The following is a 22,546-nucleotide window of genomic DNA, read 5'->3' as shown; positions in this document are numbered from 1 at the left end:
CCGAGGGGGCCGACGTGGCACAGCGACCGACCGCAGCAGGTCTCGTTAGAGTGCTCAGGTGACCACTCCCCATCCGACCAGCCCGGCAGCGCGCTTCCCGCGTCGACTGCCTGCGGTGGAGGAGGTCTCGGCGGGTGGTGTGATCGTGCGGGTCGAGCGGGGTCTGGCGGAGCTGGCGATCATCGCGCGCCGCAACCGGGCGGGCCGCGTCGAGTGGTGCCTGCCCAAGGGCCACATCGAGGGCACCGAGACGCTCGAGGAGACCGCGGTCCGCGAGGTGGCGGAGGAGACCGGCATCGAGGGGCGGGTCATCGCCTCCCTGGGGTCCATCGACTACTGGTTCACCACCTCGGCCTCCCGCGTCCACAAGGTCGTCCACCACTATCTCCTCGAGGCGCTCGGTGGGCACCTGACGATCGAGAACGACCCCGACGCCGAGGCGATCGACGTCGCCTGGGTGCGCCTGGGCGACAACACGACCGAGCTGACCTTTCCCAACGAGAGGCGCATCGCCGCGGCAGCCTGGCAGCGCCTCGCGGGGGACCGGTGACCGGTCGGCTGGCTCGCGCCGGCGCGGCGGCTGTCGCCGCCTTCTCCCTGCTCGGCGGTATGCCGGGGGCGGCCGCCGCAACGCCGGATCGCTCCGTCGCCGTAGCCCCCGCAGCCCCCGCACCCGCAGCCCCCGCACCCGCAGCCCGCCCCGGCGCGGCGGTGCCCGGGCTCACGGTCCGGTTCGAGGAGCTCTCCCCGGCGGTCGTCCGCCCCGACCAGGACGTCACGGTCCGGGTGACGGTGACGTCCACGAGCTCTGGGGCGAGCGGGCCGCTGTCCGCGCGCGTGCTGCTGGGCGGCACGCCCTTCTCCCAACGACAGGCGCTGTCCGCGTGGCTGCACGACGCCCAGCCCCGCTCCCTGGCCACGCGCGAGGTGGTGAGCCAGCCCATCGCCGCAGGGGTCCCCGCCCAGGGCACGACGTCGGTCACGCTGACCGTGCCCCGCGCAGCCCTGCGGCGCGGCACGCCGTTCGGGACCTACCCGCTCGCCGTCGAGGTGCGCAGCGGCAGCGACCGCGTGGCCCTGGCCCGCTCCGTGCTGCCCTGGGTCGGCGCCGACCAGGAGTACGAGCCCCTCCGCCTCGCCTGGATCGCTCCCCTCACCCTCCCGGCCCGGCCAGACCTGTTCGCCGGCAGCGTCGACGAGGTGGGTCAGGCCTGGTCGCAGACGGTCGGGGCCGCTGGCCCCCTGCGGCAGCGCCTGGACGCCGCGGTCGGCACACCGGTGACCTGGATGGTCGACCCGGCCGTCCTGACGCCCCCCAGCGGTCCCGGTGGCCTGGTGAGCGCCACGGCGGCGCCTGCGGCCTCGACCTCCCCGGGGGCCTCGACCGCGAGCCCGCCCTCCAGCACGTCAGCGACGTCAGCGGCAGCACCGGAGCCGCCCGCCGGCACACCCAGCACGCCGTCGGCGTCGTCGGCACCACCGTCGTCCACGCCCGCGACCCCTTCCGCTCCCGCTCCCGCGCAGACGCCCACCTCGCCGAGCGATCCGTTGGCCGCCGCCAGGACCGACGCGGACGCGCTCACCGCCCGCCTCGAGGCGCTCGGGGACGACCAGCCCGTCTGGTCGCTGCCCGTCGGGGACCCCGACACCGCCGCGCTGCTCCGCGCCGGGCCCGATCCCGCGCTCAGTGCCGTCGTCTGGCCTGCGGGCACCAATCCCCTCACCAGGGCCGTCGGGCGCTCCGTCACCGACTCGATCGCCTGGCCGGCCGACGGCTCCTGGGCCGAGGGCCGGACCACCGCGTGGACCCGCACCACCGGTGGCTCGGCCCCCACGGCCGCCGTGGTATCCACCGACGCGGTGGCCCCGCAGCGTCAGACCACGCCGGGAGCCGCGCAGCGCAGCCCGGACGGCACGCCGCTGCTCGCCTACGACGAGCGCCTCAGCGAGGTCACCGCGGGCGACCCCTCGTCCTCGGACACCCAGATGGTGCAGGAGTTCCTCGGCCAGTCGCTCACGCTGCTCGGCGAGCTCCCCGGCACGCGCCGCACGGCGCTGGTGGCCGTCCCGCGCCGCACCGCCCTGTCCGGACCGGCGCTGCGGCGGCTCTGGTCGGCCACGGCCTCGGCGCCGTGGCTGCGGCAGGTCGACGTGAGCAGCATCCTGGGGCAGGGCGCTCAGGCCAGGCAGGGGATCCAGGGCAGCCAGAGTGTCGCCACGACCACCGAGCCCTCGCGCCCCGCCTCTCCGCTGGACGGCCCGGCGGTGGACGAGCTCGAGTCGGACCTCGCGACGGTCAACGGGTTGCGCCGCATCCTGCCGGCCGACGCCCCCGGCGCCCGGGCCTGGACCGCCGCGATCCAGCAGCTGACCTCGGCCCGGTGGCGGGGTGGTTCGCAGGCCTGGACGCAGCTGCGAGGGGCGGTCGACGGATCCATCGACGCCGCGGCCCACGGGGTGCAGGTGCGCCCGAGCACGATCAACTTCCTGGCGGACTCCGGCACCATCCAGATCACCGTCAACAACACCCTCCCGTATGCCGTCCACGACGTCCGTCTCGAGCTGGTCCCCGGCAGTCCCAAGCTGCGGGTCACGCAGAGCACCAAGACCCTCACCATCGCCGCGGGCAGCCGCACGACCATCCAGGTCGAGGTCACGGCGCTCGGCGCCGGCACCGTCCCCCTGGAGGCGCGCCTGTCCACACCGGACGGCGTGGCCCTGGGCTCGGCGACCACCGTGGACATGAACGTCCGCCCGACCAGCGTGTGGGTGTTCGCCCTCGTCGCCGGTATCGTCGGCCTGATCCTCGTGCTCGGCCTCGCCCGCTCCCTACGTCGTGGTCCCACCCGCGCCGAGCGCGAGCTCGGCGACCACGAGGCGGTGGCCGACGCCGTGCTCGGCGCCACCCGCCCTGCCGGGGGCGACCGACCTGGCGGCGCTGACCGACCCGACAGCAGCGACAAGGACTCCTGATGAGCAGCACACGGCACGGCGCACCCCCACCCGGGGACGGCGTGGTCCAGGAGCAGAGCGTCCGGCGGGCCAGCGCCCTCATGGCCGCGGGCTCGATCGTCTCGCGCCCCCTCGGCCTCGTCCGGCAGCTCATGCTGGTGGCCTGCCTGGGCGTGACCGGCGCGACGGCCGACGCGTTCAACACCGCCAACCAGCTGCCCAACATCATCTACATGCTGCTGTCCGGCGGCCTGCTCACCGCGGTGCTCATCCCCCAGATCACCAAGGCGATGAAGCGGGAGGACGGCGGCCAGGAGGTCATCGACCGCCTGCTGACCATCTGCATCGGCGCCATCCTGGTCGTCACGTTGCTGGCGACGCTGCTCGCCTCCCCGCTCGTCACGATCTACCGCATCTCTCCCGCCACGCGCGAGCTCGCGACGGCGTTCGCGATCATCTGCCTGCCGCAGATCTTCTTCTACGGCCTGTATGCCGTCCTCGGCCAGGTCCTCAACGCGCGGGGGCGCTACGCGTCGTTCATGTGGACGCCCGTGCTCGCCAACCTCGTGCAGATCGCGGGCATGGCCGTCTTCCTCCAGCGCTACGCGCACGCGGCACCCCCGGACGCGTGGACCCCCGAGATGGTCTGGCTGCTGGCGGGCACCAGCACCGCCGGCATCGCGCTGCAGGCCCTCGCGCTGGTCCCCGACCTGCGGGCGAGCGGCTTCCGCTGGCGTCCCCGCTGGGGCTTCCGCGGCTACGGCTTCCGGTCGGCCTCCACGATGGCGGGCTGGGCGTTCGCCGCCCTCGTCGTGGCACAGCTCGGCGGCTACGCGTGCGCCGCCGTCATGAACACCGTCGCCGGCTGGGCCCAGCACGACGGCCGGCAGGTCGCGGGCATCACCGTCTACCAGCTCGCCTTCCTCGTCTTCATGCTCCCGCACGGGATCATCACCACGTCGATCTTGACGGCCATCTACCCGCGGATGTCGCGCGCGGCCCACGACAGTGCGACCGGCGACCTGCGCCGCCTGCTGACCCGTGGTCTGACCCTGCCTTCCGTGGCCCTCGTCCCCATCACGGCCGCGGCGATCCCGCTGGCGGTGCCGGGCATGGCGATGGTGCCCCGGGTCAGCGGGGACGCCCTCAGCGAGACGGCCCTCGTCTTCGCGATCATGATCCTGGGCCTGATCCCGTTCGGCTGGACCACCCTGCAGCAGCGCTTCTTCTTCGCCCTCGAGGACGGTCGCACCAACCTGCACCTCCAGATCCTGCTCACCGCGATCCAGATCACGCTCGCGCTGCTGGCGCTCGTCGGACCCCGTGACCACGTCGTCGCCCTGATCGCGGCCGGCCAGACCCTGGGCAACCTCGCGGCAGCGGTGGCCTTCGTGGTGATCGCCCAGCGCCGCGTGGGCGGCCTGCCCCTGAGGCACGTGCTGCGCCTGCACGTCCGACTGGTGCTCGTCTCCGCCCTCGCCGCCCTCGCCACGTGGGGTGCGGTGGTGGGGCTGTCCGAGCTGCTCGGCACCTCCCGCCTCGACCACCTCGTGCAGCTGCTCGTCGGCGGCGTCCTGTTCGTCCTGGCCTTCCTCGGCCTCGCCCGCGTCTTTCACATCCGCGAGGTGGACGACCTGCTCGGACCGGTCGCCGCGCGGCTGCGTCGCCGGACCGGAGCCGCCCCCAGCGCCTAGGATGCGATGAGCACGACCGGCCAGCCCCAGGGGGACGCGATGCGGGTCACGCAGGACGACGAGAGGGAGTGACGGATGCCGGCAGTCGGACCGGGCACGTCGATCGGGGGGCGCTACCACCTGCGGCAGCGTCTCGAGCGCACGGACCGCGTGGAGCGGTGGGAGGCCGACGACACGACCTTCGGTCGCCGCGTCGTCGTGACCGTGCTCGACGCCGACGACCCAGCCGCCGAGGCCGCTCTGGACGCCGCCCGCCGCGCGTCCGCGCTCACCGACCCCCGCCTCCTGCCGATCCTCGACGCCGGTCGCGAGGGCGACCTGGTCCACGTCGTCGAGGCGGAGGTTGAGGGCAGCACCCTCACCGAGCTGCTGCGGGACGGCGGCCTCCCGGCCCCCGAGGCGCGTCGGATCGTGCTCGAGGTGGCCGAGGTCCTCGACCGGGCCCGCGGCCGGGGCCTGCACCACCTCGCCCTGACCCCCGACGACGTGCTCCGCGGCCGCGACGGCAGCGTCCGGCTGCGGGGGCTGGCCGTCCAGGCCGCGCTCCTCGGGCGCGACGGCGACAGCGACCAGGCCGCGTCCCGCACCGACGCGCTCGGCCTCGCGGCCCTCCTGCACGCGGCGACCACCGCCACCTGGCCCGGCAAGGACGCGACCTCGCTGCAGGCGACCCCCGTCGTGGCCGGCGCACCGGCCCCGCCGTCCGAGCTCGTCGCCGCCGTCCCGGACGACATCGAGGACCTGGTCCGGCGCGCCCTCGGCCGCGCTCGCGGGACTGACGGCCGGCCGCAGGACCCCGGTGCCGTCGCCGATGCGCTGCGCCCGGCCACGCTCCTCGCGCCGTCACCCGGCCCCACCGACACCTCCGACCGCTTTCCCGCGGATCCACCCACCTCGGACCCGTCCGCCGGCGACCGCTCCGGCCCGGTCACCGCAGCCACGAGCGACACCTCAGGCACCACGAGCCCCGCCGACGCCGCGAGCAGCTCAGGGGTCGCGAGCACGGCCGGGGTGATGGGCGGTGCTGGAGGCGCAGGGGCGGCAACCGGCAGCACGCCCCACCGCCTCGCGGACGACCTGCGCAAGGACGTCGAGCACGTGCCCTCCCGCGCCGAGGCCGCCGCGATCGCCGCCGCCGGGGCCACCGCGGCCGGGGCCAAGGCGGCTGCCCGGCGGGTCGGCGACCTGGTCGACGGCGCCTCCCGGCGGGCCGAGGACCGTCGCCGCGAGCGTGAGACGCGGCGCCTCGAGACCCAGCCCGCCCGCGTGCCCCTGTCGACGCTGGCGGACGAGCGCCCCCGCCGCGCCGAGCCCGTCGCCCCGATCTTCGTCAACGACGTGCCCACCGGCACCCCCTCGCGACGTCAGGCCAACTTCGTCCTGGCGCTGCTCGCCGCCCTCGTGGTGCTGGGCCTGGTGCTCGGCGTCGTCGGCGTCATGTCCATGGTCAACAACATCCAGCGCCAGCTCGACGCGCCTCCGGTCGGCCGCACCTACACCGTGACGGCGCCGGCGGTCACCATCACCAAGGGCGCCGACGGCACCGTGACGACCAAGCCGGCGGCCCCCACCCGAGCACCGGGAGCCCCGATCGCCGTGGTGGGCGTGACGGCATACGACCCCGAGGGCCAGGACCACGCGGAGAACAACGACACGGTCGGCAACGTCCACGACGGGGACACGGCGACCTACTGGCGCAGCCAGCGCTACAAGACCGACACGTTCGGCAACCTCAAGTCGGGGGTCGGCCTCGCCGTCTACCTCGGGGACGCCCACTCGGACGTGTCCCAGATCAAGCTCACGCTGCCCAACTCGGCCGGCGAGGACCTCACCGTCTACGGCAGCGACACCCCGACCAAGGACGGCGCAGCCGTGCTGGGCACCGCCAAGGGCGCCAAGGGCGAGGTCACGATCACGGTGCCGGCGGGCCAGGGCAAGCGCCCCTACATCGTCGTGTGGTTCACCAACAGCCCGAGGATGTTCGGCGGCAACTACGCCGCGCTCTCCGAGATCAGCCTGTCCTGAGATGAGCGCCGTCCTCGACCTCGCCGCGGCCGACGACCGCGCGCTCATGGCGGCGCACAACGACGGGGACCCCCACGCCTTCGGCGAGCTCTACCGCCGGCACCGCGACCGCATGTGGGCCGTGGCCATGCGCACCTGCTCCGACCGGGAGCTGGCAGCCGACGCCGTGCAGGACGCCTTCATCGCCGCGTTCCGTCGGTCGGCGTCCTACCGCGGCGAGGCCGCCGTCACCACCTGGCTGCACCGCATCGTGGTCAACGCCTGCCTCGACCGGCTGCGACGCGTCCGGCCGACCTCCGAGCTGCCGGAGTACGACCTCGCGGACGGCCGCGACGAGCATGCCTCGCTCGAGGTCCAGCTCGACGTCCGGCAGGCCCTCGCCAAGCTCCCCGAGGGACAACGACTGGCGCTGGTCCTGGTCGACATGCAGGGCCTCAGCGTCGCCGAGGCCGCCCAGGTCCTCGACGTCGCGGAGGGCACCATCAAGTCCCGGTGCGCCCGTGGCCGGGCCGCGATGGCCGAGATCCTCGGGCTGCGACGAGCGGGCACATGAGCGCCCCCACGTCAGCGGTCCGCCTCCGCGACCGCCGGGAACCAACGCCGCCCACGGCACGTCCTACACATGGTGCAGGTACGCCCAGGTTCCTGAGGGTCCACGCGTCCCTGCGCCCGCACCAGGTCGTGGCACCCGACGAGTCGGACCACGACGCAGCCCCCTCGACCGCCCCGGGAGGTGTCCGGAGATGACCGCGACCCGATCGTCGCACGCATCCGGTGACGGCGACCACGACCCCACGGGTGTGCGCGACCTGCTCGGCTCCCTGCCCGACCCCGGTCCCATGCCCGGCGACCTCGTGGCCCGCATCACCGCCTCGCTCGAGGCCGAGTCGCGCGCCCGTCTGACGGCCTCCGGGCACGACCCCGCTCCCATCCCGCGTGCCGACGAGCACGGCCCGATCGCGGTCGTCGTCCCGCTGCACCCGGCCACCCGGCGGCCCTCCGGCCGGCGGATGTTCGGCCTCGTCGCCTCTGCTGCCGCGGCCGTCACCGTGTTCGGGATCGCGGCGACCTCCTTCATCCAGGCCTCCGGGGGTGACCTGAGCACCGCCGTCGCCAACCTCGGCTCGGGGCCCAACAGCTCCGCCTCCAGCGCCGTGGGCAGCGCGAGCGCGGCGTCGTCCGCCCCCGGCCAGCAGGGCGAGCAGCAGGGGCAGCAGCAGAGCGGTCAGGGCACCGGTGACGTCACTGACCCGGACGTCCAGATCCGGCTCGCCGCCGGTCCCCTCGCGGTCGGTGGGGCCGGGCTGGCGGCATACGGCCAGGACCTCCTCCGGCAGCGCTGGAGCCCGGCCACCCCGCACACCGTCGAGCAGCCCACGGTCGGCCCCATCGGCACCCCCGCCGGGGTCCGCGAGTGCCTCGGCGCCCTCGGCGGCACCACCACCGGCCGGGTCGCGGCCGAGATCACCACGTATGACGGCCGCCCGGCCGTCGTGATCGCCGCCCAGCAGGGCGCTGACCGGCGTCAGGTCGGGGTCTACGTCGCGGCGATGCCCTGCGGCCCGACGGGCGCGACGCTCCTCACCCAGGCCATCACCCCCTGAGCGCCGCACGTTCCACGTGAAACGTCCACGTGACGGGCGGGTGGAATGAACACGCCGCCCGCACGGTTTCCGCCCGTGCGCCCTGCGATGGGACAGTGGGTCTCGCACCCACCGCGTCTCGTCGCCCGGGCGCCGAGTCGGCTCGGCCGACGTCCACACCACCCAGGGATGAAGGACCTCATGACCAGCGACGTCCGCAACGTCATCATCGTCGGCTCCGGCCCGGCGGGCTACACCGCCGCCGTCTACGCAGCCCGCGCCAACCTCGAGCCGCTCGTCTTCGAGGGCTCGGTCACCGCCGGCGGCGCCTTGATGAACACCACCGACGTCGAGAACTTCCCCGGGTTCCGCGACGGCATCATGGGCCCGGACCTCATGGACAACATGCGGGCGCAGGCCGAGCGCTTCGGCGCCGAGCTGGTCCGCGACGACGTCACCGCCGTGGACCTGACCGGCGACATCAAGGTCGTCACGGACGGCGAGGGCAACGAGCACCGCGCCCACGCCGTCATCCTGGCGATGGGGTCGGCCTACCGCGAGCTGGGTCTGCCGGACGAGAAGCGGCTGTCCGGCCGCGGCGTCTCCTGGTGCGCCACCTGCGACGGCGCGTTCTTCCGCAACAAGCCGATCGTGGTCGTCGGAGGCGGCGACTCCGCCATCGAGGAGGCGACCTTCCTCACGCGGTTCGGCGAGAGCGTCACGATCGTGCACCGCCGCGACGAGCTGCGCGCCTCCAAGATCATGGCCGACCGCGCCATGGCCAACGACAAGATCAGCTTCGCCTGGAACTCCGGGGTCGCCTCCATCAACGGCGACACCAAGGTCGAGTCCGTGACCCTGCGCGACACCGTCACCGGCGAGGAGCGCGTGCTCGAGACCTCGGCCGTGTTCGTGGCGATCGGCCACGAGCCGCGCAACGAGCTCGTCAAGGGCGTCGTCGACCTGGACGACGAGGGCTATGTCCTCACGCAGGCGGGCACGGCCACCAACCTGCCCGGCGTCTTCGCCTGCGGCGACCTCGTCGACCACACCTACCGCCAGGCGATCACCGCCGCCGGCTCCGGGTGCGCCGCGGCCCTCGACGCCGAGCGCTACCTCGCGGCCCGCGACGAGGCCGGCGCCCCGGCGACCGATGCGTCGCTGACCGCCGAGCCGCAGGCCACCGCGATGGCCCGCTGACCCACCTGCTCGTCTGCACACCTGCTCGTCTGCTTGCCTGCACCACCACCACCTCGACCATCCCGACCAAGGAGGAGCCCTCATGGGTGCCAACACCAAGGACACGACCGACGCGACGTTCGACCAGGACGTCCTGCAGAACCCCAAGCCCGTCCTCGTGGACTTCTGGGCGTCCTGGTGCGGCCCGTGCCGCCAGATCTCGCCGGTCCTCGACGAGATCGCCGGCACCTATGCCGACAAGATCGACGTCGTGAAGCTCAACGCCGACGAGAACCCCCAGACCACCGCGAAGTACGGCGTGACCGGTCTGCCGACCATCAACGTCTACGTCGGTGGCGAGGTCGTGAAGTCGATCGTCGGCGCGCAGCCGAAGCCCCGCATCCTCAAGGAGCTCGCGGACTACATCAGCTGAGCCGACACCCGCACGCCCGCTGGAGCCGCACGCCAGCCACCAGCACCCCCCGACGCCCGCCCGACCTCAGGTCGTGGCGGGCGTCGTCGTGCACGGCCGCCTCACGTCGCGGCCGGGGCCGTCGTGCACGGCCGCCTCACGTCGCGGCCGGGGCCGTGGCGCGGTCCGACAACCACGACCGCACTGCAGCGGTGACGTCCTCGCGGACCGTGGCTGCGGAGCGCAGGTCGAGGCGGAGCCGGGGGCACGTCGGGTGCTCGCGCACGACCGTGAAGCCCACACCGGTCAGCAGCGTGGTCGGCACCCGGCACACGTCCGGCGGCGGCCACGGCAGGTCGCTCCGGGTCACCGCCGCTGGTGACAGGCACCCCGGGACCACGGCGGGCCCGCCATACGCCTCGACGGCCCGGACCCGGCGCCGGAGGAGCTCCCGGCCGAGCGACTGGACGGCGACCTTGGTGAACGCTCGGCTGCTCGACGACAGGGACAGAAGGAGCACGGCGTCCTCCGAGACGGGGGCCGTCGCCGGCAGGGCCGCGCGCGGCACCAGCGACGGGGGCGCCACGACGACGTGCGCGACGGTGCGCCCGTCCTGGCGCACGAGCAGACCGGGCGGACCCCACTCGCGGGTCACCGTCTCGGCCCACGACCGCAGCCGCGGGCCCGAGTGCCGCGGCGAGTCCTCGTGCGCCTCGACCGGGTCGCGCAGCCAGCGCACGCAGCCGCGACAGGACGGACGCAGCAGGTCCGTGGTCGCGGCCGTCAGCGGGACCACCTGACGACCGGTCATGGCTGAGATCCTCCCTGCTCGGGGCCCGGCGCGCCCGGACACTACGACGCCGCCTCGGGTGGTCGTGCGAGGATGCAGACCTCACCCTGGTCCCAGGCTACGGGCCGATGCCGCTCGCCGTGCCCGGCCCACGACGAAGGAGCGCGCATGACCGACCAGCATCCCGTTGGCTCACGGCTGGATCCCTGGATCGAGTCCTATGCCGCACGCACCGCCGGGATGAAGGTCTCCGAGATCCGCGCCCTGTTCGCCGTCGCCTCCCGCCCGGAGGTGGTCTCCCTGGCCGGGGGTATGCCGAACATCGGCGCCCTGCCCATGGACCTGGTCGGGGACACGGTGCAGCGGCTGCTGCACGACCAGGGGCTCACGGCGCTGCAGTACTCCTCGGGCCAGGGCGACGAGCGGCTGCGCGACCAGCTGCTGGAGGTCATGGCGCTCGAGGGGATCGACGCCCACCCCGACGACATCGTCATGACGACCGGGTCCCAGCAGGCGCTCGACCTCGTGGCCCGCGTGTTCCTCGACCCGCGCGACGTCGTGATCGCCGAGTCCCCTTCCTACGTCGGCGCTCTCGGGGTCTTCGCGGCCTACGAGGCGGACGTGGTGCACGTGCCCTGCGACGCCGACGGTCTCGTCCCCGAGGCGCTCGAGGAGCACATCACCCGGCTCGAGACCGAGGGCCGCCGGATCAAGTTCCTCTACACCGTCCCGACCTTCCAGAACCCCGCCGGCACGGCGCTGTCCGACGAGCGCCGCCCCCGCGTGCTCGAGATCTGTCGCCGTCACGGCATCCTCGTGGTCGAGGACAACCCCTACGGCCTGCTCGGGTTCGAGGGGCGGACCTACCCGGCGCTGAAGTCCATGGACGAGGACGGCGTGATCTATCTCGGGACCTTCTCCAAGATCTTTGCCGCGGGTCTGCGCGTCGGCTGGGCCGTGGCTCCGCACGCCGTCCGCGAGAAGCTCGTCCTCGCCAACGAGGCCGCGATCCTGTGCCCGAGCGCGTTCACCCAGGCGGTGGCGTCGCGCTACCTGTCCGAGATCGACTGGCAGGCCCAGACCGCGAGCTATCGCGCGCTCTACCAGGAGCGTCGCGACGCGATGGCGGACGCGCTGAGATCGCTGCTGCCGCAGGCCCGCTGGAACCTCCCCCGGGGCGGCCTCTTCTTCTGGATCGAGCTGCCCGAGGGCCTCGACACCAAGGCCATGCTGCCGCTGGCGGTCAAGGAGCTCGTCGCCTACGCACCGGGGACCGGCTTCTACGCCGACGGGACGGGACGCCGCAACGCCCGCCTCAACTTCTCCTACCCCACCTCCGAGCGGATCCACGAGGGCGTGCGCCGCTTCGCGACCGTCGTCGAGCGCGAGCAGGAGCTGCTCGACACCTTCGGGCCGTATGACGATTCCACCCGCTCCAGGGCTCGCCGAGTCCTCCTCCCCTCACCGGATGTGTCATGACCTCTGTCCTCGTCCTCGCAGGTGGCCTCTCGCACGAGCGTGAGGTGTCCGTCCGATCGGGCCGCCGGCTCGCGGAAGCGTTGCGCTCCAAGGGTTTCCAGGTCACCATCGCCGATCTCGATCGAAACCTGCTGGGCACCATCGACTCTCTGCAGCCCGACCTCGTGTGGCCGACGCTCCACGGATCACCCGGTGAGAACGGGTCGTTGCGAGATGTGCTGCAGCACCTGGGTCTTGCCTTCGTCGGGCCGCGGGGTCCGTCCTCGCGCATGGCGTGGGACAAGCCCATCGCCAAGGGTCTGGTGGCGCGGGCCGGCGTCGCCACCCCCGCGCACGTGGCGGTCGCCCACAGCACCTTCCGCCAGATCGGCGCCGGGGCCGTCCTCGAGCGTCTCGCCCGCGACCTGGGCCTCCCGCTCGCGGTCAAGCCCGCTCGTGGTGGCTCGGCCCTCGGGTTCCACGTGGCCCGGACGGCGACGGACCTGGGCGCGGCCCTGGTGGACGCCTATGCCTATGACGACCTCGCGCTCGTCGAGCACGTCGTCGAGGGGACGGAGGTGTCGGTGACGGTCATCGAGCAGGCGGACGGCGAGCTGCGGGCCCTGCCGCCGGTCGAGATCTGCCCGGTCGACGGGGTCTTCGACTACGACCACATGTACAACGCGGGCGAGACGGAGTACTTCACCCCCGCGCGGCTCTCCCCGGAGGCCACCGAGGCGTCGCTGCAGGCGGCCCTCACCGCGCACCGGGTCCTCGACCACCGCCACCTGTCCCGCACCGACCTCATCGTCGACGCCGAGGGCACCCCGTGGTTCCTCGAGTGCAGCGTCTCTCCCGGCCTCACCGAGACCAGCCAGGTCCCGTTGGCCATCGCGGGAGCCGGCCTGGAGGCCGCCGACGTGTATGCCGACCTCGCGGAACGCGTCATCGCGGAGCATCGCGCGGCCCGCGACGACGCTTAGAATCGCTCTCACACAATCCTAGACATGCATAGATCCGCCTAGCGCCTGCTAGCCCAGACTAGAGCGCCCGCCGTCTCGCACCTCGTGCGAGGCGGCGGGCGTTCGGCCTCCCCGCGCTCATGCGTCCCCTCGACGGGGCCGGGTGGCCGGGGTGGCTGCCGTCGGATCAGACCCCGGACGAGTCCAGGCCGCCTTCTTGACCCATCAGGGCGAGGATCCGCTGGAGGTCGTCGACCGACGCGAACTCGACCGTGAGCTTGCCCTTGCGGCGGCCCATGGTGACCTGGACCCGGGTGTCGAAGCGGTCGGACAGGGACGTGGCGACCTCGTCGAGCTCCGGCTGCGGCTCGTGGTTGCGTGGTGCCCGCGCCGTGGGCTCGGACGATCCGTCGCCGCCGAGCGAGACGATCTCCTCGACCGAGCGGACCGACAGCCCCTCGGCGACGATGCGCTGGGCCAGCCGCTCCATGGCAGCGGCGTCGTCGAGGCCCAGCAGCGCCCGTGCGTGACCGGCGCTGAGGACGCCCGCGGCGACACGGCGCGCGACCAGGGGCGGGAGCCGGAGCAGGCGGATCGTGTTGGAGATCTGGGGACGCGAACGCCCCAGCTTGCCCGCCAGCTCGTCGTGCGTGCAGCCGAAGTCCTCGAGCAGCTGCTGGTAGGCGGCGGCCTCCTCGAGGGGGTTGAGCTCGGAGCGGTGGAGGTTCTCCAGCAGGGCGTGCCGGAGCATCTCGTCGTCGTCGGTGTTGCGAACGATCGCAGGCACGGTGGCGAGCCCCGCCCGCTGCGTCGCCCGCCAGCGACGCTCGCCCATGATCAGCTCGTACTCGGCCCGCGGGTGGTCGGCCGAGGGTGCCCCGCGCAGGGGACGCACGACGATGGGCTGCAGGACGCCCAGCTCGGTGACGCTGTGCACCAGCTCGGCCATGTCGTCCTCGTCGAAGACGGTGCGCGGCTGCTTGGCGTTGGGTTGGATCGCGTCGACCGGCACCTCGGCGTAGGTCGCGCCGGGGACCTGCTGGAGCCCGCCCTCGGACGCCATCGCACCCTCGGAGGTGACCGAGGCGATGAGCCCCGCGTCGAGCGGTCGTCGACCGTAGCCGAGGCCGCGCAGGTCGTCGCCGAGGGGGCTGGGGGGCTGCTGCTCCGGCGTCACCGAGTCGGCGGTGGCCACGTCCGTGGCGGGCTTCGCCGGCTCGGCGTCGCGGAAGAAGACGTCGATCGGGCGGTCCCCGGCAGGAGCCTGCGGGATCAGCGCCCCGAGTCCGCGTCCGAGGCCGCGTCGCTTCTCACTCATCGGATACCTCCCTCGCCGGCACCCTGCCGTGCGATCTCGACCGCCGCGGCGGCATAGGACAGAGCACCACTGCTCGTCGGGTCGTAGGTCATGACGGTCTGCCCGTGGCTGGGTGCCTCCGAAATCCGCACCGAGCGCGGGACCGTCGACCGGATGACCTGCTGCCCGAAGTGGCGGCGCACCTCGTCGGCGACCTGCGCCGAGAGCCGGGTGCGCCCGTCATACATCGTCAGCAGGATCGTCGAGACGTGCAGCGACGGGTTGAGGTGCGCCTTGATCAGCTCGATGTTCTTGAGCAGCTGCGACAGCCCCTCGAGCGCGTAGTACTCGCACTGGATCGGGATGAAGACTTCCTCGGCCGCCACGAAGGCGTTGATCGTGAGGAGCCCGAGGCTGGGCGGGCAGTCGATGAGCACGTAGTCGATCCGCTCGTCGCGGTCCTCCTGGTCCCGCAGGTAGGCGGTCAGGGCGCGACCGAGGCGCATCTCGCGCGCGACGAGGGAGACGAGCTCGATCTCGGCGCCGGCGAGGTCGATCGTGGCGGGGGCGCACAGCAGGTTGGGCACGTCGGGGCACGACTGGACGACGTCGCGCATCGGCGCACCGTCGACGAGGACGTCGTAGACGCTGGGCACCTCGGCGTGGTGCGGGATGCCGAGCGCGGTCGAGGCGTTGCCCTGGGGGTCCAGGTCCAGGACCAGCACGCGGAGCCCGGCCTTGGCGAGGGCTGCGGCGACGTTGACCGTGGTCGTCGTCTTGCCGACGCCACCCTTCTGGTTGGCCACCGTCATGACGCGGGTGCGCCGCGGTGCCGGGAGGGCCTCGCCCTCGGTCTGCGCGCGGCCGGCGGGCGTGGTCGCCGAGGCTGGCGCGCTCGCGCGAGCGGCGGCGTCTGGGGCCGCCGTGGCGGGGGCAGCGGAGGGCCCCTGGGTGACAGCGGGGGCCGGCGCGCCGACGGATGCCGTCATGGGCGTGGCCTGAAGGTCGGTCATGGCGTCCTGGTCCTTGTCTTCCTGCTGACGGAAGGTCTCCACGACGTCGACATCGCCGCTCTCGTTGCCCGTTTCACGTGAAACAGGGTCGTCGCTCGTGACGGCGCAAGCCACCTCGGCGAGCTCGTCCCGAGCAGCCTCAGCCGTGTTGCCGAAGAGGGCGGCATCCGCCACCTGCCGGCTCGCCGGCTCCTCCCACGCCGACGCGAGGCGGCTCTTGCGATCGTCGTGGGGGGCGGCCCCCAGGAAGCGGCTCTGCACGTCGGCGTTCGCCGCGGCTTCGGCACCGCGTGTCCGGTTGGCTCGCAAGCGCTGCTCGGGCTGGTAGTCCTTGCCCGGGAGATCCTTGGTCCAGGACTGCGCCACCGAGCCCAGGCCATCACCCAGTCCCTCGCCAGGCAGGGCCGACGGCGTCGAGGGTGCGGTCTGGCTAGCGCTCACCTCCGCCTCGGAGCTCTCGATGCCGTGGGCGCGGGCATCCTCGGTGGCCGCCATCACCCCGAGCGCCCCCCCGGCATCGGTCGAGCGGTCAGAGCCGGCGGGTACGAGCGACGGCTCGTCCGGCGCCCCCTCGGCCATGTCCCCGCCCTCAACACCATCGCCATCGACGTCAGCGCCGACAGCCGGTTCAGCACCCTCGTTGGCCGGCCCCGTGGACCGCACCCCCTTGGTCGCCTCGCGGACCGCGGTGCCGATGAGCTCAGTGCCGGGGACCCCAGAACCCAGGCCGTCACCTATGCCGTCATCAGGCCCGGCTTCAGCCTCGGGGACCCCTCTGGCCGCATTGGTCTCCGTGACGTCGGCGCCGTCATCCCCCGCCACGGCCAGCCCGCGGAGCCCGACGTTCGCGGGATCGTGCACCTCGACGCGCGCCGTTTCACGTGAAACAGGTGACGGCCAACCCAGCCCCGAACCACCACCTGCCAACAGCTGCAGGTCAGGCCAACCCAACCCGGTCGTGACGCTCACACCTACTCCTCGTGCCGCTCGATGATGCCAAGCGCCCACTCTAGACGCCCGTCGGACGAGCCTCGTCACGTGTTGCCGCGCGGCGTCGGACGGTTTGTCCCGGATCGGTGAGAGACCCACGTGGCCGACATCTGTTTCACGTGAAACGTGCTCTGGGCCAGCCACCGACCCCACTGGATTCCAGCCTCGGCCTCACAGATGAATGGCCCGCCTGGTGTAGCAGTGACGCTCTGGGCCGCCATGCCCCGTCAGGGGCTGCAGCTCAAGACGGGGAACGAACAACGAGACCCGGACGGACGACGAGACCGGGCCCGGGACCGGACGACGAGTCCGGGGGGACGAACCACCCAGGTGCGAGGCCGGCGCCGACGCCGCGGCGGCCGTTCGTGACCGACGGACCGAGACCGGGCTAGGAGCTGGACGCCCGGCGGCGTCCCTTGCCGGCTCGCCCACGCCGGGGGCCGGAGCCCTCGGGCACGATCGCGATCCCCGGCACGTGGTCGTCCGCCAGGTAGAGGCGAGCGACGGTCGTGGGTGTCTCCAGGATCTCGGCACCGCAGCTCAAGACCTCGTGGTCGACCACGTGCGCCGCTCGCAGCGCCGCAGAGTCCTCCTCCAGCTCGGTGACCACGCTCGCGCCCTTCAGCGCCAAGAGGGTCCCTCCGGCAGACGTGAGTGGGGCGCACCACTGCGCCAGCTGGCCGATGCGCGTCACCGCGCGCGCCGTCGCAACCGGGGCGACGACGGTGCCGACCACGTCCTGGGCCCGACCCTGGTGGACGATGACGTTGTCGAGCCCGAGGGCGGAGGCGGTGGCCGTGAGCCAGTCGGTCGCCCGGCGCCGGGGCTCGACGAGGTGCACCTCGCTCGCCGGGCAGGCGATCGCCAGGGCGAGCCCCGGCAGCCCGGCACCCGACCCCACGTCGACGATCGAGGCGCCCCGGGGGACGAGCTCTGCCACGACAGCGCAGTTGAGCACGTGCCGCTCCCACAGCCGGGGGATCTCGCGGGGGCCGATGAGGCCGTGGGCCACCCCGGTGGTGGCCAGGGCCTCGACGAACACCTGCGCCACGGGGAGGCGGTCACCGAAGACGACCTCGGCCGCGGCCGGCACACGCGGCAGCGCCGCCCCCAGGTCGGGAGCGGCGCCGTCGTGGTCAGCCTGGTCGTGCTGGTCGCGCTGGGGCGTCATCAGGCCGGAAGGACCACGACGTGACGCCGGGGCTCCGTGCCCTCGGACTCCGAGCTCAGCCCGGCCGCGAGGACCTCGTCGTGGACGACCTTGCGCTCGAACGCGGTCATCGGCTCCAGAGCCTTCTCCTCGCCGGACTCCTTGACCTCGCGCACGGCGTCACGGGCCAGCTCGACGAGCTCGTCACGACGCGACGCGCGGTGCCCCGCCACGTCCAGCATCAGGCGGCTGCGCTCACCGGTCTCGGCCTGCACCGCGAGGCGCGTCAGCTCCTGCAGCGCCTCGAGGACCTTGCCCTGGTCGCCGACCAGACGGCGCGGGACACGGCCCTCGTCGGAGTCCACGATCGCCACCGACGCACGGTCGCCGTCCACGTCGACGTCGATGTCGCCGTCCAGGTCTGCGATGTCCAGCAGCGTCTCGAGGAAGTCGGCTGCGACCTCGCCCTCGCGCTCCAGCAGAGCGACCCGGCCCCCCGAACGGCGCCCGGGCTCGCGGCCCTGGTCCTCGGTCCGGTCCGGGTCCTGCTCCTGGTCCGGGCCCTGCTCCTGGTCCGGCTGCTGGTCCGGGCCCTGGCCCTGCTCCCGCTGCTCGGCCTGCGCGGCCGGCTCGATCTGGGTGCCGGGGTCGGCGTGGGACGTCTGGTCAGGGGCGCCGTCCGTCTGCGGCTCGACTCCCTCGGTGGTGCTCGTGTTCATTGCGGTCAGCCTTTCTCATCGTGGCCGGCGGTAGGACGAGGGTCGTCCCGGAGGCGCCGGTCGGTGCTGGTCGGTGCTGGTCGGTGCTGGTCGGCTCTGGTGGGCCGATGGCGCTTCGGTCAGTCCGTGCCCTCTGGGGTCGCCCGGGACGCGCCTCCGGCAGCTCCGCCGGCCGGGCCCGTGCCCTTGCGTCCCTTGCGCCTGGGCTGCACCCGCTGGCCGCTCGGCCGGGGTGAGGTGACCTCGCCCTCCACGGTGTCGGTGGCCGCAGCGCTGGTGCCGCGGGTCATGCTGCCGGCACCCGGCATGGGCTTGCCCTGGGCCTTGCGCTTGGCCTCGAGACGCTCGTAGGCCGGGGAGCCGGGGGTCGGCATACGACCGATGGTGTAGAACTGCTGGCCCATCGACCACAGGTTGGTGACCAGCCAGTAGATGAGGACACCGATGGGGAAGTTGATGCCCGAGACGGCGAAGACGACCGGCATGACGTAGAGCAGGATCTTCTGCTGCTTGAACATCGGGTTGTCCATGGCGGACGCCGGCATGTTCTTGGTCATGGCCTGGTGCTGCGAGGTGAACTGCGTGATCGACATCAGGACGATCAGGGCCACGGTGATGGCCTTGGCCGCCAGGTCCGGGCTGCCGATGAACTTGTCCGACAGCTGCACCCCCGCAAAGGTCGACAGCTCGGCCTGCCTCGCCACGGCCGCCGTGATGGGACCCACACCGTCACGAGCCCCGCTCGCGATCGAGCCCAGCCCGTTGAGCACGTTGAACAGCGCGAAGAAGATCGGCATCTGCAGCAGGATCGGCAGGCAGGACGAGAACGGGTTGGTGCCGGAGTCCTTGTAGAGGGCCATCGTCTCTTCCGTCATCTTCTGACGGGACTCCGGGTCGGTCTTGCCCTTGTACTTCGCCTGGATCTTCTGCAGCTCCGGCTGGATCAGCGTCATCTTGCGCGAGGCGTGCAGCTGCTTGATGAACAGCGGCGTGATCAGGATGCGGATCACCACCACGAGACCGACGATGGACAGGCCCCAGGTGAGACCGCCCTCAGGGTCCATGCCGATGGTCGTGAACAGCTGGTGGAAGCCGTACATGATCCACGCGACGGCGATCTCGATCGGCCGCAGCAAGGTGCTGAAGAAGTCCATCTCGTCCTCTGTGCTCAGGCGGTCGTCCGCCATGGGTGGTGCAGGTCTGGGTCCAGTCTGCCCTGTCGTGGGCCGGCCGCGGTCACCCGCGAGGCGACGTCAGAGGGTCGCTGGAGGGGGGTCCTTCTCGGGAACGTGGTCGACCCCGCCGGGGTTCCACGGATGGCATCGCCCGAGACGACGCGCAGCGAGCCAGGTGCCCTTGACCGGCCCGAACCGCTGGACCGCGGTCATGGCGTAGGCGGAGCAGCTGGGATAGAACCGGCACGACGGCGGGGTCAGCGGCGAGATCCACACCTGGTAGAAGCGGATCAGACCGAGGGCCAGGGCCTTGACCGGGCGCCGCCGCCACTCGGCGTGCCATGCCGGGGCCATCAGGGACGCACCTTGGTCAGGCAGCGGGTGAGAAGCCGGTCGAGCTCGGCGACCAGCCGAGCGTGGTCCGCCTCGGCAGCCGGGGGGTTGGCCCGGACGACCACGTCCAGGCCGCGGGGCAGGGTCTCCACCCGGTCACGCATCGCGTGCCGCAGCCGACGCTTGGTGCGGTTGCGCACGACCGCTCCACCGACGGCCTTGGACACGACGAGACCGACCCGCGGCGGCTGGGCCGCACGCGAGTCGGTCAGGTTGGTGTGCACCACGAGCAGCGGGCTGCCCGAGCGGACGGACGTCCGTCCGCGCACCGTCGAGGCGAAGTCCGCGCTGTCGCGCAGGCGGTGCTGCGCCGACAGCACGGGAGGTCGGCTCTCAGGCGGACAGCTCGGAGCGGCCCTTGCGACGGCGGGCGGCCAGGATGGCGCGGCCGGCGCGGGTGCGCATGCGGAGGCGGAAGCCGTGCGTCTTGGCGCGACGACGGTTGTTCGGCTGGAAGGTGCGCTTGCTCACGGGACAACTCCGTTGACGGTGTCGGGCGGTCCACTCGTGGTGGACCCGTTGGGCGGGTGGTCTGCACGCCTGACGGGTCGCGGCCCCGCGATGACGAGACGGACGAGCGGGTGCCAACCGGCATGCAAAACGGGTCGGCGCGAACCGACCGTCCTCCAAGGTACGTCAGCCGGTCGAGAGCGGTCAAACCGTCGCAGCTGCGCGGACGCCGTCTCCTGCGACATCGGGTCCGACGCGGGCACACGACGTCTCCAGCATCGGCGATGGCCTGGGGCGGGATCCGACGACACGCCGACCGGGGCGGTCGGCGTTCACCCGCCCGGCGCTCCGCTCCCTTTGTGACGAGACACGGGGGTTGTTAGCGTGGTGGCTTCCGGTCGGCGCGGCCCCGCCTGTTTATGCTCTTGTCCACAGCCTGTGGACAAAGGTGTGGACCACGGCGCCACCAGCGTCGATCCAGCGTCATCCACAGCCAGGACGCCCCGTCGTCCCCAGGTCGTGCCAGCAGGCACGCAGCCGAGCAGCAGACCGTGAAACGAGGCACTTCGTGACCGACGCGCAGGTGGACGTCCCCCGCGTATGGCGAGACACGCTGCGCGCCCTCGAGTCGGGCGGCATCTCTGCCCAGCACCGTGGTTTCCTGCGGCTCAGCCGGCTCGTCGGTCTGCTCGAGGGGACCGCGCTCATCGCCGTCCCCAACGACTACACCCGCGACATCGTCGAGAAGCGCATCCGCACCGAGCTGGTCGCGGCGCTGCAGGAGCAGCTCGGTCGCGACGTGCGCCTCGCGGTCACCGTCGACAGCTCGCTGGAGCTGTCCGAGGCGGAGGACCGCGACGACAGCACGCAGCGTCCCGGCTCGCCCGGCGAGGTCCCGCACGTCGTGACGTCCTCCGACGCGGTGCGCCACGACGGCGACCGCCGCCAGTCGGACCCGCGCTCGACCGACGGGCCCCGCCTCGTGCGCGACGAGCGCGTGCCGCGCCCCGTGTCCACCGACGCCTCGTTCGGAGGGGAGCGGCCGTATGCCGAGGCAGCCCGGCACGACGGCGGTCCTGGCCACGCCCCCGGCATACGGTGGGCTCAGGACGACGACGCGGACGACGACCGCGAGCTGCTCGCCGAGGGCGACGGGATCCGTGAGATGTTCCGCAAGCCGTTCGTGCCGGAGGACGGCCGCGACGCCAAGCTCAACCCCAAGTACACCTTCGACACCTTCGTCATCGGGTCCAGCAACCGGTTCGCCCACGCCGCCGCCATCGCGGTCGCCGAGGCGCCGGCCAAGGCCTACAACCCGCTGTTCATCTATGGCGGCTCGGGACTGGGCAAGACGCACCTGCTCCACGCGATCGGGCACTACGCCCAGCAGATCTATCCGAACGTCCGCGTGAAGTACGTGAACTCGGAGGAGTTCACCAACGACTTCATCAACTCGATCGGCGCCAACAAGGCCAGCGACTTCCAGCGGCGCTACCGCGACATCGACTTCCTGATGATCGACGACATCCAGTTCCTGCAGGGCAAGGTGCAGACGCAGGAGGAGTTCTTCCACACCTTCAACACGCTGCACAACGCCAACAAGCAGGTCGTGATCACCAGCGACGTGGCGCCCAAGCTGCTCTCCGGCTTCGAGGAGCGGATGCGCAGCAGGTTCGAGTGGGGCCTGCTGACCGACGTGCAGCCCCCGGACCTCGAGACCCGGATCGCGATCTTGCGCAAGAAGGCCGCCCAGGAGCGCATGACCGCGCCGGACGACGTGCTGGAGTTCATCGCGAGCAAGATCTCGACCAACATCCGCGAGCTCGAGGGCGCCCTGATCCGCGTCACTGCCTTCGCGAGCCTCAACCACCAGGGCGTCGACATGACCCTGGCCGAGGTCGTCCTCAAGGACCTGATCCCCGCGGACCAGACCAACCAGATCACGCCCGCGACGATCATGGCGCAGACCGCGTCCTACTTCGGTCTGACGGTCGACGACCTGTGCGGCACCTCCCGGTCGCGGGTGCTCGTGACCGCACGCCAGATCGCGATGTACCTCTGCCGCGAGCTGACCGACCTGTCGCTGCCCAAGATCGGCCAGCAGTTCGGTGGGCGCGACCACACGACCGTGATGCACGCCGACCGCAAGATCCGAGAGCTCATGAGCGAGCGTCGGGCGATCTACAACCAGGTCACCGAGCTGACCAACCGGATCAAGTCCAACCCCAGCTGACACGGGCGTCCCGCCCGACGCCCTCTGCCCGCGAGGATCCCGCGGAGCTGGCTGTCCACAGGGTTGTCCAC

Annotated in this window: 20 protein-coding genes; 11 read left to right on the top strand and 9 right to left on the bottom strand. The window is 72.5% G+C overall.

Annotation, left to right across the window (positions count from 1 at the left end):
* The first annotated feature begins 58 nt into the window (after positions 1 to 58).
* The 8 genes from B4K29_RS06640 to trxA all read left to right on the top strand — a co-directional run bounded on the left by B4K29_RS06640 (position 59) and on the right by trxA (position 9,866).
* A complete protein-coding gene (locus tag B4K29_RS06640) occupies positions 59 to 550 on the top strand; it encodes an NUDIX hydrolase (protein WP_034253333.1) in 492 nt (163 codons plus the stop codon).
* Complete coding sequence (locus B4K29_RS06635; protein ID WP_286966756.1) at positions 547 to 2,973, top strand: DUF6049 family protein; 2,427 nt, start codon at positions 547 to 549, stop codon at positions 2,971 to 2,973. Before B4K29_RS06640 ends, B4K29_RS06635 begins: the two co-directional genes overlap by 4 nt.
* Positions 2,973 to 4,646, top strand: a complete 1,674-nt coding sequence (gene murJ / locus B4K29_RS06630) for a murein biosynthesis integral membrane protein MurJ (RefSeq protein ID WP_286966755.1) — start codon at positions 2,973 to 2,975, stop codon at positions 4,644 to 4,646. The genes B4K29_RS06635 and murJ overlap by 1 nt, the downstream gene beginning before the upstream one ends.
* A 75-nt stretch (positions 4,647 to 4,721) precedes the next feature.
* On the top strand, positions 4,722 to 6,671 hold the full coding sequence (locus tag B4K29_RS06625; protein ID WP_286966754.1) for a hypothetical protein: 1,950 nt from the start codon (positions 4,722 to 4,724) through the stop codon (positions 6,669 to 6,671).
* Position 6,672: 1 nt separating this feature from the next.
* Positions 6,673 to 7,224, top strand: coding sequence for an RNA polymerase sigma factor SigM (sigM, locus tag B4K29_RS06620; RefSeq protein WP_019286004.1), 552 nt, complete (start codon positions 6,673 to 6,675; stop codon positions 7,222 to 7,224).
* A 190-nt stretch (positions 7,225 to 7,414) separates the two neighbouring features.
* Complete coding sequence (locus B4K29_RS06615) at positions 7,415 to 8,275, top strand: hypothetical protein (protein WP_019286003.1); 861 nt, start codon at positions 7,415 to 7,417, stop codon at positions 8,273 to 8,275.
* A 180-nt stretch (positions 8,276 to 8,455) separates the two neighbouring features.
* The gene (trxB, locus tag B4K29_RS06610) at positions 8,456 to 9,454 is read left to right on the top strand and encodes a thioredoxin-disulfide reductase (RefSeq protein ID WP_205621881.1); all 999 of its coding nucleotides are present in this window, start codon (positions 8,456 to 8,458) and stop codon (positions 9,452 to 9,454) included.
* A gap of 82 nt (positions 9,455 to 9,536) precedes the next feature.
* The gene (trxA, locus tag B4K29_RS06605) at positions 9,537 to 9,866 is read left to right on the top strand and encodes a thioredoxin (protein WP_286966752.1); all 330 of its coding nucleotides are present in this window, start codon (positions 9,537 to 9,539) and stop codon (positions 9,864 to 9,866) included.
* Between the two features lie 136 nt (positions 9,867 to 10,002).
* On the opposite strand, the gene B4K29_RS06600 is transcribed toward trxA, so the two are convergent.
* Positions 10,003 to 10,656: a hypothetical protein gene (locus B4K29_RS06600; RefSeq protein WP_286966749.1), complete on the bottom strand. Its 654-nt coding sequence runs from the start codon at positions 10,654 to 10,656 to the stop codon at positions 10,003 to 10,005.
* Between the two features lie 147 nt (positions 10,657 to 10,803).
* Here B4K29_RS06600 and B4K29_RS06595 point away from each other — a divergent pair, with 147 nt between their 5' ends.
* Both B4K29_RS06595 and B4K29_RS06590 read left to right on the top strand, forming a co-directional pair.
* On the top strand, positions 10,804 to 12,114 hold the full coding sequence (locus tag B4K29_RS06595; protein ID WP_286966747.1) for a PLP-dependent aminotransferase family protein: 1,311 nt from the start codon (positions 10,804 to 10,806) through the stop codon (positions 12,112 to 12,114).
* Positions 12,111 to 13,076: a D-alanine--D-alanine ligase family protein gene (locus tag B4K29_RS06590; RefSeq protein ID WP_286955780.1), complete on the top strand. Its 966-nt coding sequence runs from the start codon at positions 12,111 to 12,113 to the stop codon at positions 13,074 to 13,076. Before B4K29_RS06595 ends, B4K29_RS06590 begins: the two co-directional genes overlap by 4 nt.
* A 166-nt stretch (positions 13,077 to 13,242) precedes the next feature.
* Here the strand turns inward: B4K29_RS06590 and B4K29_RS06585 are convergent, their stop codons facing one another.
* The 8 genes from B4K29_RS06585 to rpmH all read right to left on the bottom strand — a co-directional run bounded on the left by B4K29_RS06585 (position 13,243) and on the right by rpmH (position 20,263).
* Entirely contained in the window at positions 13,243 to 14,373 is a 1,131-nt protein-coding gene (locus B4K29_RS06585) for a ParB/RepB/Spo0J family partition protein (protein ID WP_286959638.1), read from the bottom strand.
* A complete protein-coding gene (locus B4K29_RS06580) occupies positions 14,370 to 15,365 on the bottom strand; it encodes a ParA family protein (protein ID WP_286959643.1) in 996 nt (331 codons plus the stop codon). Before B4K29_RS06580 ends, B4K29_RS06585 begins: the two co-directional genes overlap by 4 nt.
* Positions 15,366 to 16,743: 1,378 nt before the next feature.
* On the bottom strand, positions 16,744 to 17,526 hold the full coding sequence (rsmG, locus tag B4K29_RS06575) for a 16S rRNA (guanine(527)-N(7))-methyltransferase RsmG (RefSeq protein ID WP_286966745.1): 783 nt from the start codon (positions 17,524 to 17,526) through the stop codon (positions 16,744 to 16,746).
* On the bottom strand, positions 17,526 to 18,224 hold the full coding sequence (locus B4K29_RS06570) for a protein jag (RefSeq protein WP_286959641.1): 699 nt from the start codon (positions 18,222 to 18,224) through the stop codon (positions 17,526 to 17,528). The genes rsmG and B4K29_RS06570 overlap by 1 nt, the downstream gene beginning before the upstream one ends.
* A gap of 119 nt (positions 18,225 to 18,343) precedes the next feature.
* Positions 18,344 to 19,411, bottom strand: a complete 1,068-nt coding sequence (gene yidC / locus B4K29_RS06565) for a membrane protein insertase YidC (protein WP_286959642.1) — start codon at positions 19,409 to 19,411, stop codon at positions 18,344 to 18,346.
* Between the two features lie 66 nt (positions 19,412 to 19,477).
* Entirely contained in the window at positions 19,478 to 19,753 is a 276-nt protein-coding gene (gene yidD / locus B4K29_RS06560) for a membrane protein insertion efficiency factor YidD (RefSeq protein WP_286966743.1), read from the bottom strand.
* Positions 19,753 to 20,112: a ribonuclease P protein component gene (gene rnpA / locus B4K29_RS06555; protein ID WP_239262017.1), complete on the bottom strand. Its 360-nt coding sequence runs from the start codon at positions 20,110 to 20,112 to the stop codon at positions 19,753 to 19,755. The genes yidD and rnpA overlap by 1 nt, the downstream gene beginning before the upstream one ends.
* A 13-nt stretch (positions 20,113 to 20,125) precedes the next feature.
* A complete protein-coding gene (rpmH, locus tag B4K29_RS06550; protein WP_013885212.1) occupies positions 20,126 to 20,263 on the bottom strand; it encodes a 50S ribosomal protein L34 in 138 nt (45 codons plus the stop codon).
* 547 nt (positions 20,264 to 20,810) lie between these two features.
* Here rpmH and dnaA point away from each other — a divergent pair.
* Positions 20,811 to 22,475: a chromosomal replication initiator protein DnaA gene (gene dnaA, locus B4K29_RS06545; protein WP_286955787.1), complete on the top strand. Its 1,665-nt coding sequence runs from the start codon at positions 20,811 to 20,813 to the stop codon at positions 22,473 to 22,475.
* Positions 22,476 to 22,546: the final 71 nt, after the last annotated feature.

This window comes from Arsenicicoccus sp. UBA6765 (assembly GCF_002453335.1).
GTDB classification, from domain to species: Bacteria; Actinomycetota; Actinomycetes; order Actinomycetales; family Dermatophilaceae; genus Arsenicicoccus; species Arsenicicoccus bolidensis.
Note: the sequence above shows the minus strand (reverse complement) of the source record. Positions and strands in the feature narration are given on the sequence as shown.